This window comes from Pseudomonas wayambapalatensis (assembly GCF_049942315.1).
GTDB lineage: Bacteria > Pseudomonadota > Gammaproteobacteria > Pseudomonadales > Pseudomonadaceae > Aquipseudomonas > Aquipseudomonas wayambapalatensis.
The window spans coordinates 1-12,035 of sequence record NZ_JBNFMU010000064.1 but is presented as its reverse complement, the minus strand read 5'-3'; the positions used below and the strand labels follow the sequence as shown (position 1 = coordinate 12,035).

The window sequence follows — 12,035 nt, the reverse complement described above, 5'->3', positions numbered from 1 at the left end:
TGGCGCGCCAGCTGCACGTTGTTGCCCACCTCAGGGTGCACGTCCAGCGGCAGGTGGAACGCCAGGAGGCTGATGTCATGCTTGAGCAGGGTCTTGATGCGCCGCTGCTTGATCCCGGTGATGCATGGGCTCTCGCCCTTCCAGAAGTAGCCGTGGTGGACCAGCACCAGGTCGGCCTCGGCTTCGACTGCAGCGTCGAGCAAGGCCTGGCTGGCCGTGACGCCCGTGACGATACGACTGACCTGCGGACGCCCCTCGACCTGCAGGCCGTTGGGGCAATAATCCTGGATCTTGGCACTGGACAGGTAGCGCTCGGCTTCCTCGACCAGGGTGCTCAGGGCGACGGCCATGGAAAAATCTCCTTGTAATTCGGTGCTTCAACGGGCGCCAGGCCTCGTATACTGAGCGCCATTATGGGCCGTCGCCGGGTTCGGGGAAACCGGCGCCCCGACTTGTCCGCGAAAGCTGCACCGCAATCCATACCATCGCCGATCACCGAGGTGTATGATCGCGCGCGTTTGCGCCACGGCCCTCGCCCTATTTCCAGGATTCATTCGATGCTCAAGGCTTTGCGTTACTTTGGCTGGCCCCTGCTCACTGGCGTACTGATCGCCGCACTGATCATCCAGCGTTTCCCGGAATGGGTCGGCCTGCCCAGCCAGGACGTCAACCTGCAACAGGCACCGCAGACTTCGCGGATCATGCAGGGCCCGGTCAGCTATGCCGACGCCGTCACCCTGGCGGCGCCCGCCGTCGCCAACCTGTACACCACCAAAGTGGTCAACAAGAGCGCCCATCCGCTGTTCGAAGACCCGCAGTTCCGCCGTTTCTTCGGCGACAACCTGCCCAAGCAGCGACGCTGGGAATCGAGCCTGGGCTCGGCGGTGATCATGAGCCCCGAAGGCTACCTGCTGACCAACAACCACGTGACCAGCGGTGCCGACCAGATCGTGGTAGCGCTCAAGGATGGCCGCGAGACCCTGGCCCGGGTCATCGGCAGCGACCCGGAAACCGACCTCGCGGTGCTGAAGATCGACCTTAAGAACCTGCCCGCCATCACCATCGGCCGCTCCGACAACATCCACATCGGCGATGTCTGCCTGGCCATCGGCAACCCCTTCGGTGTCGGCCAGACCGTGACCATGGGCATCATCAGCGCCACCGGCCGCAACCAGCTGGGGCTGAACAACTACGAAGACTTCATCCAGACCGACGCGGCCATCAACCCGGGCAACTCCGGCGGTGCGCTGGTCGACGCCAACGGCAATCTGATCGGCATCAACACCGCGATCTTCTCCAAATCCGGTGGTTCGCAGGGCATCGGTTTCGCCATTCCCGCCAAGTTGGCGCTGGAGGTGATGAAGTCGATCGTCGAACATGGCCAGGTGATTCGAGGCTGGCTGGGCATCGAGGTGCAGCCATTGAGCGAGGAATTGGCCGAGTCGTTCGGCATGCAGGGGCGTCCGGGTATCGTGGTCGCCGGCATTTTCCGCGACGGCCCGGCCCAGCGTGCGGGGCTGCAACTGGGTGACGTAATCATGAGCATCAATGGCGAGCCGGCCGGCGATGGTCGCAAGTCGATGAACCAGGTGGCGCGGATCAAACCGAGCGAGAAGATCAGCATCGAAGTGATGCGCAATGGCAAGCAACTGAAGTTGATTGCCGAGGTGGGCCTGCGGCCGCCACCAGCGCCAGTGGCGACCAAAGAAGAAAAGTAACAGCAACATGGGGCCGCTTTGCGGCCCCAGTCATATCAGTGCAGGATCTGGCTCAGGAACAACTTGGTCCGGTCACTGCGCGGCCGGTCGAAGAAGTCATCCGGCGAGGCCTGCTCGACGATCTCCCCCTTGTCCATGAAGATCACCCGGTTCGCCACGGTGCGGGCAAAGCCCATCTCGTGGGTCACGCAGAGCATGGTCATGCCGTCTTCTGCCAGGCCGACCATGGTGTCGAGCACTTCCTTGACCATCTCCGGATCGAGTGCCGAAGTCGGCTCGTCGAACAGCATGATCTTGGGCTTCATGCACAGCGCGCGGGCAATGGCCACACGTTGCTGCTGGCCACCGGACAACTGCCCCGGGAACTTGTGCGCCTGCTCTGGAATACGCACACGCTCCAGGTAATGCATGGCGATTTCCTCGGCCTTGCGCTTGGGCATCTTGCGTACCCACATCGGTGCCAGGGTGCAGTTCTCGAGGATGGTCAGGTGCGGGAACAGGTTGAAGTGCTGGAACACCATGCCGACTTCACGACGGATCGCCTCGATCTGCTTGAGGTCGTTGGTCAACTCGACGCCATCGACGACGATGCGCCCCTGCTGGTGCTCTTCCAGCCGGTTCAGGCAACGGATGGTGGTGGACTTGCCCGAGCCGGACGGCCCGCACAGGACGATGCGCTCGCCCTGGCGTACGTTCAGGTTGATATCCTTGAGCACATGGAACTGGCCATACCACTTGTTCACGCCCTGCATCTGGATGATGCCTTCGGGGCCGGCGGGCTGCTTGATCGCTTCACTCATTTCGAAACTCCTAACGCTTGTGGCCAGTGTCCAGCTTGCGCTCCAGGTGCATGGAGTAGCGGGACATACCGAAACAGAAAATCCAGTAGACCAGGGCCGCGAATACGTAGCCCTCGGTCGCCATGCCAAGCCAGGCAGGGTCTGCCGTGGCTTGCCGGGTGCTGTTGAGCAGATCGAACAGGCCGATGATGATCACCAGGCTCGTGTCCTTGAACAGCGCGATGAAGGTGTTGACGATGCCGGGGATCACCAGCTTCAGGGCTTGCGGCAAGATCACCAGGCCCATGGCACGCCAATAGCCCAGCCCCATCGCCGCGGCTGCCTCGTACTGCCCCTTGGGAATCGCCTGCAGGCCGCCGCGAACCACCTCGGCGATGTAGGCCGACTCGAACAGGATCACGAAGATCATCGCCCGCAGCAGCTTGTCGAAGCTCGTGCCCTCGGGCATGAACAGCGGCAGCATCACCGACGACATGAACAGCACGGTAATCAGTGGAATGCCGCGCCAGAACTCGATGAAGGTCACCGAGACCGCCTTGACCACCGGCATACTCGAACGCCGACCGAGGGCCAGCAGAATGCCCAACGGCAAGGCCGCTGCGATGCCCACGGTGGCAATGACCAGGGTCAGCATCAGCCCGCCCCATTGCGAGGTCGGCACCAGCGTCAGGCCGAAGCTGCCGCCGTGCAACAGCAGGTAGGCGAGGATCGGATACAGCACCAGATAACCAATACCGTAGGCCACCTTGCGCGGGAAGCGGCGGATGAACAGCGGTGCCGCGGCGATCACGCCCAGCCACACGGTCAGGTCGACCCGCCAGCGCAACTCGCTCGGGTAATAGCCGTACATGAACTGGCCGATGCGTTGCTGGATGAACACCCAGCAAGCGCCGTCCTTGGTGCAGTCGGCGCGGGTCGTGCCCGTCCAGTTGGCGTCCAGGAACGCCCACTGCAACAGTGCTGGCACGATCAGCCAGACCAGGTAGACCGCGAACAGGGTCAGCAGCGTATTGATCCAGCTGGAAAACAGGTTGGCGCGCATCCACGCCAGCACGCCGACGGTCTTCACCGGTGGCGGCATATCGGGTTTGAAAACATGGGAAGTCATGCGCCTGTCCTCACCGCTCGATCAGCGCAATGCGCTTGTTGTACCAGTTCATCAGCAACGAGATGCTGATGCTGATCGTCAGATACACACCCATGGTGATCGCCATGACCTCGACCGACTGGCCGGTCTGGTTCAGCACCGTACCGGCAAACAGCGACACCAGTTCCGGATAGCCGATGACCGCCGCGAGCGACGAGTTCTTCGTCAGGTTCAGGTATTGGCTGGTCAGCGGCGGGATGATCACCCGCATCGCCTGCGGAATGATCACCTTGCGCAAGGTCGGACCTTCGCGCAGGCCCAGCGAACGGGCGGCTTCGGTCTGGCCATGGCTGACCGAGCGGATACCGGCGCGCACGATTTCGGCAATGAAGGCGGCGGTGTAGATCGACAGCGCCAGGGTCAGCGCGAGGAATTCGGGAATCAGCACCCAACCGCCGACGAAGTTGAAACCTTTGAGCTGCGGCACTTCCCACTGCAGCGGGTTGCCGAACAGCAACACGCAGACGCCGGGAATGCCAAAGAGCAGCGCCAGCCCCACCCAGAACTTGTGGAACGGCTGACCGGTTTCATCGAAGCGTTTGTTGGCGTAGCGCACCATCAGGGCGATTGCCACGACCGCCAGCAGCAGCGCCACGACGAACGGCCAGAAAGCTTCGCCGATGGAAGCGCCCGGCATGTTCACGCCACGGCTGCTGATGAAGAACAGGTCATCGATATTGATGCTGCCCCGTGGCCCCGGCAGCGCGGTGAATACCGCGAAGTACCAGAACAGGATCTGCAGCAGCGGTGGAATGTTACGGAAGGTCTCGACATACACCGCCGCCAGCTTGCTGATCACCCAGTTCGAGGATAACCGGGCAACGCCGACGACGAAGCCAAGCACGGTGGCGATGATGATGCCGATGACGCTTGCCAGCAGGGTATTGAGCAGGCCGACCAGCAACACCCGTGCATAGGTGTCGGCTTCGGTGTAGCCGATCAGGTGCTGGGCGATGCCGAAACCGGCACTGCGCTCGAGAAAGTCGAAGCCCGAGGTGATACCTCGGTGCTGCATGTTGGTCTGGGTGTTGTGGATGAGGTACCAGCCCAGGCCGATCACGACCACGACCGTGATGATCTGGAACAGCCACGCGCGCACACGTGGATCGCTCAGGGATAACCCTTTCCGTGCGCCGATATGATTTTGCATGAAATGCCCCGAAAAGAAGGGAGTCGAACGACCCGCGACGGCCGGATGCCGTCGCGGGGGGCAGCCATCAGCGCACAGGCGGTGCGTACTGGATGCCGCCGTTGTTCCACAGGGCATTCAGGCCGCGGTCGATTTCCAGCGGGGTGCTCTTGCCCAGGTTCTTCTCGAACACTTCACCGTAGTTGCCCACTTGCTTGACGATCTGCACCACCCAGTCCTTGGGCAGCTTCAGGTCCTTGCCGTACTCGCCGTCGGCACCCAGCAGGCGAGCGACGTCGGGGTTCTTGGTGGATTTGGCTTCGGCCTCGACGTTCTTCGAGGTCACGCCTGCTTCTTCTGCGTTGAGCATGGCGTAGAGGGTCCACTTGACGATGCTGAACCACTCTTCGTCGCCTTTACGCACGACCGGGCCCAGGGGCTCCTTGGAAATGGTTTCCGGCAGCACCACGTACTCGGTCGGGGCAGCCAGCTTGGAGCGCTGTGCGTAGAGCTGCGACTTGTCGGAAGTCAGCACGTCGCAACGACCGGATTCCAGCGACTTGGCGCTCTCGTCGGAGGTGTCGAAGGTGATCGGGGTGTACTTCAGGCCATTGGCGCGGAAGTAGTCGGAGACGTTCAGCTCGGTGGTGGTACCGGCCTGGATGCAGATGGTCGCGCCATCGAGTTCCTTGGCGCTGGAAACGCCCAGCTTCTTGTTCACCAGGAAGCCTACGCCGTCGTAATAGGTGACACCGGCGAACACCAGGCCCATGCCAGCGTCACGCGAGCTGGTCCAGGTGGTGTTGCGCGACAGTACGTCGACTTCGCCGGACTGCAGCGCGGTGAAGCGCTCCTTGGCGTTGAGCTGGCTGAACTTGACCTTGGTGGCGTCGCCGAACACGGCGGCAGCCACGGCGCGGCAGACGTCGGCGTCGATGCCGACGATCTTGCCCTGGGCGTCAGGGACGGAGAAGCCCGGGAGGCCGTCGCTCACGCCACACTGGACGAAGCCCTTCTTCTGTACCGCATCGAGCGTGGCGCCAGCCTGGGCGGCGCCCACGGTGCCCAGGGTGGCGGCAGCGGTCAGTACTGCCAGCGTGGTTTGCAACATCTTCATCAACAACCTCCAAATGCTCTTGTTGTACCGAGCCGGAATTGCACCGCACCCTTATGAGGCGCATCCGACCCTTGTTGGCTTGTTTTTGGGTCAATTGGCGCAATGGGCTGTTCTGTGACAGCCTTCCATCCACGTGGGCGGGTGTTACCGTTCAGGCCCCCGTCCATCGCATCGGTACGAACGTAGCAAAGCGCGTACCATAGTTACCGCCTTAAGCGTTTAAGCATGCGTCAAGGGGGTAAAGTTGTAGAGTTGCGACATCTTTTTATGGCACTAACCACCAGCGCCTTCTTTTTACGCACTCAATAAGTTCTTACGCACTTTTTCGGAGCAGTCATGAGCAACCCGCTGATTCTCGAACCCCAGAAGACCGCCGACGCCTGTGTGATCTGGTTGCACGGCCTGGGGGCCGACCGTTACGACTTCCTACCGGTGGCCGAATTCATGCAGGAACGTCTGCCAAGTACTCGTTTCATCATGCCCCAGGCGCCAACCCGCCCCGTCACCATCAACGGCGGCTATGCCATGCCGAGCTGGTACGACATCAAGGCCATGACCCCGGCCCGGGCTATCGACGAGACGCAGCTTGAAGAATCGGCCGACCAGGTCATCGCGCTGATCAAGGCCGAACAGGCCAAGGGCATCAATCTGTCGCGGATCATCCTCGCCGGTTTTTCCCAGGGCGGCGCCGTGGTGCTGCACACCGCCTATATAAAGTGGCAGGAAGCGCTGGGCGGGGTGATCGCCCTGTCCACCTACGCCCCGACCTTCAACGAAGGCCACCAGCTCCGCGCCTGCCAGCAACGCACCCCGGCCCTGTGCCTGCACGGTGTGCACGACCCGGTGGTGATCCCGTCGATGGGCCGCACGGCCTTCGAATACCTGAACACCTGGGGCGTCGCCGCGCGCTGGCACGAATACCCCATGGAACACGAAGTAGTGGTCGAGGAACTGAACGACATCCACGACTGGTTGGCCAACCGCCTGCAGTAATCCGACGTGCGCCTGTAGCCACTGGCGCATTGCACTACAGCGAATACTACGCCGAGCCTGAATCTTGCATTACACTGCCCGGCGTACATTCCTTAACCAGTTGACGAGACGACCGTGCTCAAGGCACTCAAGAAAATATTCGGCAAGGGAGACGCCGCCCCGCAGGCCGTCGCGCCCGCTGCCCCCGTGATTGCACCCACGCCTCAGCCCGCACCGGCCCGGCCCCCGAAACCGTCAAGAGCGAAGTCCGCGCCGCGCAGCCAGCCCGAACCTGTGGCCAAGGCCGAAGCCGCGCCTGCCGAGCAGCCGCCCCGGGAAAAGCCCCGCCGCGAGCGCAAGCCCAAACCCCAGGCCAGCCTGTGGAAGCCCGAGGACTTCGTGGTCGAGCCCCAGGAAGGCAAGACTCGCTTCCATGACTTCAAGCTCTCCAACGAGCTGATGCACGCCATCCACGACCTGGGCTTCCCCTACTGCACGCCGATCCAGGCCCAGGTCCTGGGTTACACCCTGCGTGGCCAGGACGCCATCGGCCGGGCCCAGACCGGCACCGGCAAGACCGCCGCGTTCCTGATCTCGATCATCTCGCAGTTGCAGCAGACTCCGCCGCCCAAGGAGCGCTACATGGGCGAGCCGCGTGCGCTGATCATCGCCCCGACCCGCGAACTGGTGGTGCAGATCGCCAAGGACGCCGAGGCCCTGACCAAGTACAGCGGGCTGAACGTGATGAGCTTCGTCGGCGGCATGGAGTACGACAAACAGCTCAAGGCCCTGGAAAAGCGCTACTGCGACATCCTGGTCGCGACCCCGGGCCGCCTGCTGGACTTCCAGCAACGCGGCGAAGTGCACCTGGACATGGTCGAGGTGATGGTGCTGGACGAAGCCGACCGCATGCTCGACATGGGCTTCATCCCGCAGGTACGCCAGATCATCCGCCAGACCCCGCCCAAGAGCGAACGCCAGACCCTGCTGTTCTCCGCCACCTTCACCGACGACGTCATGAACCTGGCCAAGCAGTGGACCACTGACCCGGCCATCGTCGAGATCGAGCCGGAGAACGTTGCCAGCGAGACGGTCGAGCAGCACGTCTACGCCGTGGCGGGCAGCGACAAGTACAAGCTGCTGTACAACCTGGTCACGCAGAACAAGTGGGAACGGGTGATGGTCTTCGCCAACCGCAAGGACGAGGTGCGGCGCATCGAGGAAAAGCTGGTGCGCGACGGCATCAATGCCGCCCAGCTGTCGGGCGATGTGCCGCAGCACAAGCGCATCCGCACCCTGGAAAGCTTCCGCGAAGGGCGCATCACCGTGCTGGTGGCCACCGACGTAGCCGGGCGTGGGATCCATATCGACGGCATCAGCCACGTGATCAACTTCACCCTGCCGGAAGACCCGGACGACTACGTGCACCGCATTGGCCGTACCGGGCGTGCAGGCACCAGTGGTGTGTCGATCAGCTTCGCCGGCGAGGATGACTCCTACCAGTTGCCGGCGATCGAGGAACTGCTGGGGCGCAAGATCAAGTGCGAGATGCCGCCGGATGAATTGCTCACGGCAGTGCCGCGCAAGCATCACTGATCGGTGCTGGATTCTTCGCGGGCAAGCCCGCTCCCACAGGCCTGAAGACAGCGGGGCACCTGTGGGAGCGGCGGTGCGGCGACCCGACTTGCCCGCGAACCGGGGCAACGCCCCGGCCATCAAACAGAGGTTCTACCAGCGCCCGGCAGCCTCCTGGTCACTCTGCTTGCCTTCGACCCACCTCGGCCCTTCCTGAGTGTTCTCCTTCTTCCAGAACGGCGCCCGGGTCTTCAAGTAATCCATGATGAAGTTGCAGGCATCGAACGCGGCCTGCCGATGCGCGCTGGCAACCCCCACGAACACGATCGGCTCACCCGGCTCCAGCGCCCCGATGCGGTGCAGCACCTCGACCTTGAGCAAGGGCCAGCGCTGCTCGGCCTCGACCACGATCTTGGCCAGGGCCTTCTCGGTCATGCCCGGGTAGTGCTCGAGAAACATCCCCGCCACCTCGCGACCGTCGTTGAAGTCGCGCACATAACCGACGAACCCGACCACCGCGCCCACGCCCACATTGGCAGCGTGCATGGCATTGACTTCGGCACCGGGGTCGAACGCCGCCTGCTGTACCCGTACGCCCATGCTCAACCTCCGGTCACCGGCGGGAAGAAGGCGAGCTCATCGCCGTCCTCGACCGGTTCATCGAGCCTGCACAGCTCTTCGTTGCGCGCGCACATCAGGTTCTGCTCGGCCAATACGGCGTAAACGCCGCCTTTGGCCAGCAGCGCCTGGCGCACGTCGTCGAGCACCTTGAAATCCCCTTCCAGGCGCTCGGCATCGACGCCAAGCACCTCACGGTAACGGGCAAAATAGAGGGCCTTGATCTTCATCACCCCTCCACCTTGTAGTGGCCGCTCTTGCCGCCGACCTTCTCCAGCAGGCGCACCTGCTCGATTATCATGCCCTTGTCCACGGCCTTGCACATGTCGTAGATCGTCAGCGCCGCGACGCTGGCAGCGGTCAGCGCCTCCATCTCCACACCGGTTTGCCCGGCCAGCTTGCAGCGGGCAACGATATGCACCACATCTTCGCCTTCGCCAGCCAGCTCCACCTTGACGCTGGTGAGCATCAGCGGATGGCACAGCGGGATCAGGTCGCTGGTCTTCTTCGCCGCCTGAATGCCAGCGATGCGCGCCACGGCGAACACGTCACCCTTGGGGTGCTCGCCATCGACGATCATCCGCAAGGTCTGCGGCAACATGCGCACCCGCGCTTCGGCGATCGCCTCGCGTGCGGTCACGGCCTTTTCAGTGACGTCGACCATGTTGGCGCGCCCCTGGGAATCGAGATGAGTCAGCACTGCTCTGCTCCTGTGAAGGGAAAGCAGAGTGTAAACCTGTGGGTCAGGTTTGCGCAGGGGAATGTGTCGGCAGCTTCGGCCTCATCACCGGGCTTGCCCGCCCCCACAACCGTGTGGAAGCGGGCTTGCCTGCGAATGAGCCAGCCGGGCCTACAGATGCGACTCGGCGTACTCGGCCAGCACCGAGCGCGGCACACCCTGCAAGGTGATGTGCACGCCATGGGGGAAGTCCTTGAAGCGCTCGGTCAGGTAGGTCAGGCCCGAGCTGGTCGCGGACAGGTAGGGGGTGTCGATCTGCGCCAGGTTGCCCAGGCAGACCACCTTGGAGCCAGAGCCTGCACGGGTGATGATGGTCTTCATCTGGTGCGGGGTGAGGTTCTGGCATTCGTCGATCAGGATCAGGCTCTGCTGGAAGCTGCGCCCACGGATGTAGTTCAGCGACTTGAACTGCAACGGCACCCGTTCGAGGATGTACTCGACACTGCCGTGGGTGCTTTCGTCATCCATGTGCAACGCCTCGAGGTTGTCGGTGATGGCGCCCAGCCAGGGCTCCATCTTCTCCGCCTCGGTGCCCGGCAGGAAGCCGATCTCCTGGTCCAGCCCCTGCACGCTGCGGGTGGCGATGATACGCCGGTAGCGCTTGCTGACCATGGTCTGCTCGATGGCAGCGGCCAAGGCCAGGATGGTTTTGCCCGAACCGGCCGCGCCGGTGAGATTGACCAGGTGGATGTCCGGATCGAGCAGGGCGAACAGCGCCAGGCTCTGGTGGATGTCGCGGGGCTTGAGACCCCAGGCTTCCTGATGCAGCAGCGGCTCCTGGTGCAGGTCGAGCAACAGCAGTTCGTTCTCGCGAATGCCCTTGATCCAACCAACGAAGCCTTGCTCGTCGATGATGAACTCATTGACGTGCACGGCCGGCAAGTTATCGATCAGTTGTACGCGATGCCAGGTACGGCCCCGTTCCTGGCGGGTGTCGACCTTGCTGACCCGGTCCCAGAATGAGCCGGTGACCGAGTGATAGCCCTTCGAGAGCAGGGACACATCATCGACCAGTTGGTCGGTGCTGTAGTCCTCGGCAGCGATGCCACAGGCACGCGCCTTCAGGCGCATGTTGATGTCTTTGGTGACCAGCACCACGTCCAGGTCAGCCCGCCTGGCGCGCAGCTCCAGCAGTTGGTTGATGATGATGTTGTCGTTGAGGTTCTCCGGCAGCAGCCGGTTGGGTTCGTTGCGCGGGCTCATCAGGATCGACAGGAAGCCCTTCGGCCCGCCCTTGCCACGCTGGATCGGCACCCCTTGTTCGACATCGGTGGGTGATGCATCGCCGAGGGTCTGGTCGATCAGGCGAATGGCCTGGCGACATTCGGCGGCGATGGATTGTTTACCGGTCTTGAGCTTGTCGAGTTCCTCCAGCACCGTCATCGGTATGGCGACGTGGTGCTCCTCGAAGTTGAGCAAAGCGTTGGGATCGTGAATCAGGACGTTGGTATCGAGCACATACAGGATTGGCTGGTTGGAGGAAGGGTTGCGTCCTTGGTCATCCATACTCGGTCACCTTATGTGAAAGCAGGACGGCACAGCTCGGCTGCACCGCAGAGTGACCGCCGTTCTCCCCGTATCCGCGTCGTTACGGGCGGGGAGCGCACCTGGCAAGGAGGGCCTGGATGACGCCACCTGTGCTGCAGGAATCGGCTGTCCGATTCCTTCATACCGCAAAAGGCGTGACGGAAAAAAGACTTTTTACGCTCCGGTGAAGTTTATTTTGCCGAATGACGATTCGCGCTTGGCGATAAGGTGACGGGGGACTACAGTCAATGTTGGACCCTGGATTTCATGCCTAGCGCAGATGCGCATATTCCATGCAATCCTGCCACCCGATCCCGCTCTGCGCCGTGTGCTGCAACAGCCATTGCAGCGCCGGCTGTGCCTTGGGCAGGGTGTCGTGGAACTGAATCACACCCTTGCGCCATAGCAGCATCAAGGTCATCACCCGCTGGGCCGACTGCTCGGCATCCAGCGCGCTGTCGTCCTGGGCGTCGATGTCCCACAGTGACACCTGCAGCCCTTGCGCCGCCATGAACGCCTCGCCGTCGGCGCGGCGCTGCCCATAGGGCGGGCGGAACAGCGGCACGTACTGCTCGGGCATCAAACCCTGCAACTGCGCCTGGCTGCGCCGCAGGGAGTCCTGCCAGCCCTGCCACTGGGCGTGGGAGCGATACTCCCAGCCCTGAATCCCCACGCACTGCCCGGCGTAAAGCG

Annotated in this window: 13 protein-coding genes; 3 read left to right on the top strand and 10 right to left on the bottom strand. The window is 62.8% G+C overall.

Annotated features, from left to right (window positions below):
• On the bottom strand, positions 1-350 hold a 350-nt coding region (locus ACPZMI_RS02155), incomplete at its 3' end, for a Nif3-like dinuclear metal center hexameric protein (protein ID WP_426351587.1).
• A 207-nt stretch (positions 351-557) separates the two neighbouring features.
• On the opposite strand from ACPZMI_RS02155, the gene algW reads away from it, so the two are divergent.
• Positions 558-1,718, top strand: coding sequence for a Do family serine endopeptidase AlgW (algW, locus tag ACPZMI_RS02150; protein ID WP_186668103.1), 1,161 nt, complete (start codon positions 558-560; stop codon positions 1,716-1,718).
• Between the two features lie 35 nt (positions 1,719-1,753).
• Here the strand turns inward: algW and ACPZMI_RS02145 are convergent, their stop codons facing one another.
• The 4 genes from ACPZMI_RS02145 to ACPZMI_RS02130 all read right to left on the bottom strand — a co-directional run bounded on the left by ACPZMI_RS02145 (position 1,754) and on the right by ACPZMI_RS02130 (position 5,911).
• A complete protein-coding gene (locus tag ACPZMI_RS02145; RefSeq protein WP_054893975.1) occupies positions 1,754-2,518 on the bottom strand; it encodes an amino acid ABC transporter ATP-binding protein in 765 nt (254 codons plus the stop codon).
• 10 nt (positions 2,519-2,528) lie between these two features.
• Positions 2,529-3,626, bottom strand: coding sequence for an amino acid ABC transporter permease (locus tag ACPZMI_RS02140; protein ID WP_426351586.1), 1,098 nt, complete (start codon positions 3,624-3,626; stop codon positions 2,529-2,531).
• Positions 3,627-3,636: 10 nt separating this feature from the next.
• On the bottom strand, positions 3,637-4,815 hold the full coding sequence (locus ACPZMI_RS02135) for an amino acid ABC transporter permease (RefSeq protein WP_186668107.1): 1,179 nt from the start codon (positions 4,813-4,815) through the stop codon (positions 3,637-3,639).
• Between the two features lie 67 nt (positions 4,816-4,882).
• Positions 4,883-5,911, bottom strand: coding sequence for an amino acid ABC transporter substrate-binding protein (locus ACPZMI_RS02130; protein WP_186668108.1), 1,029 nt, complete (start codon positions 5,909-5,911; stop codon positions 4,883-4,885).
• A gap of 336 nt (positions 5,912-6,247) precedes the next feature.
• On the opposite strand from ACPZMI_RS02130, the gene ACPZMI_RS02125 reads away from it, so the two are divergent.
• On the top strand, positions 6,248-6,904 hold the full coding sequence (locus ACPZMI_RS02125) for an alpha/beta hydrolase (RefSeq protein ID WP_426351585.1): 657 nt from the start codon (positions 6,248-6,250) through the stop codon (positions 6,902-6,904).
• A 114-nt stretch (positions 6,905-7,018) separates the two neighbouring features.
• Positions 7,019-8,479: an ATP-dependent RNA helicase RhlB gene (gene rhlB / locus ACPZMI_RS02120; protein WP_186711889.1), complete on the top strand. Its 1,461-nt coding sequence runs from the start codon at positions 7,019-7,021 to the stop codon at positions 8,477-8,479.
• 132 nt (positions 8,480-8,611) lie between these two features.
• On the opposite strand, the gene moaE is transcribed toward rhlB, so the two are convergent.
• The 5 genes from moaE to ACPZMI_RS02095 form a co-directional block, all read right to left on the bottom strand.
• Positions 8,612-9,058: a molybdopterin synthase catalytic subunit MoaE gene (gene moaE, locus ACPZMI_RS02115; RefSeq protein WP_186668114.1), complete on the bottom strand. Its 447-nt coding sequence runs from the start codon at positions 9,056-9,058 to the stop codon at positions 8,612-8,614.
• A 2-nt stretch (positions 9,059-9,060) separates the two neighbouring features.
• Complete coding sequence (locus ACPZMI_RS02110; RefSeq protein ID WP_186668116.1) at positions 9,061-9,306, bottom strand: MoaD/ThiS family protein; 246 nt, start codon at positions 9,304-9,306, stop codon at positions 9,061-9,063.
• Positions 9,306-9,776, bottom strand: coding sequence for a cyclic pyranopterin monophosphate synthase MoaC (gene moaC / locus ACPZMI_RS02105; protein WP_186668118.1), 471 nt, complete (start codon positions 9,774-9,776; stop codon positions 9,306-9,308). Before moaC ends, ACPZMI_RS02110 begins: the two co-directional genes overlap by 1 nt.
• A 150-nt stretch (positions 9,777-9,926) precedes the next feature.
• A complete protein-coding gene (locus ACPZMI_RS02100; protein ID WP_186668120.1) occupies positions 9,927-11,321 on the bottom strand; it encodes a PhoH family protein in 1,395 nt (464 codons plus the stop codon).
• 292 nt (positions 11,322-11,613) lie between these two features.
• The coding region (locus ACPZMI_RS02095; protein WP_426351584.1) for a polysaccharide deacetylase family protein at positions 11,614-12,035 on the bottom strand (422 nt) is incomplete at its 5' end.

Coding starts and splice junctions, on each gene's coding strand:
- algW (WP_186668103.1), top strand. CDS start 558: ATGCTCAAGGCTTTGCGTTACTTTGGCTGGCCCCTGCTCACTGGCGTA.
- ACPZMI_RS02145 (WP_054893975.1), bottom strand. CDS start 2,518: ATGAGTGAAGCGATCAAGCAGCCCGCCGGCCCCGAAGGCATCATCCAG.
- ACPZMI_RS02140 (WP_426351586.1), bottom strand. CDS start 3,626: ATGACTTCCCATGTTTTCAAACCCGATATGCCGCCACCGGTGAAGACC.
- ACPZMI_RS02135 (WP_186668107.1), bottom strand. CDS start 4,815: ATGCAAAATCATATCGGCGCACGGAAAGGGTTATCCCTGAGCGATCCA.
- ACPZMI_RS02130 (WP_186668108.1), bottom strand. CDS start 5,911: ATGAAGATGTTGCAAACCACGCTGGCAGTACTGACCGCTGCCGCCACC.
- ACPZMI_RS02125 (WP_426351585.1), top strand. CDS start 6,248: ATGAGCAACCCGCTGATTCTCGAACCCCAGAAGACCGCCGACGCCTGT.
- moaE (WP_186668114.1), bottom strand. CDS start 9,058: ATGGGCGTACGGGTACAGCAGGCGGCGTTCGACCCCGGTGCCGAAGTC.
- ACPZMI_RS02110 (WP_186668116.1), bottom strand. CDS start 9,306: ATGAAGATCAAGGCCCTCTATTTTGCCCGTTACCGTGAGGTGCTTGGC.
- ACPZMI_RS02100 (WP_186668120.1), bottom strand. CDS start 11,321: ATGGATGACCAAGGACGCAACCCTTCCTCCAACCAGCCAATCCTGTAT.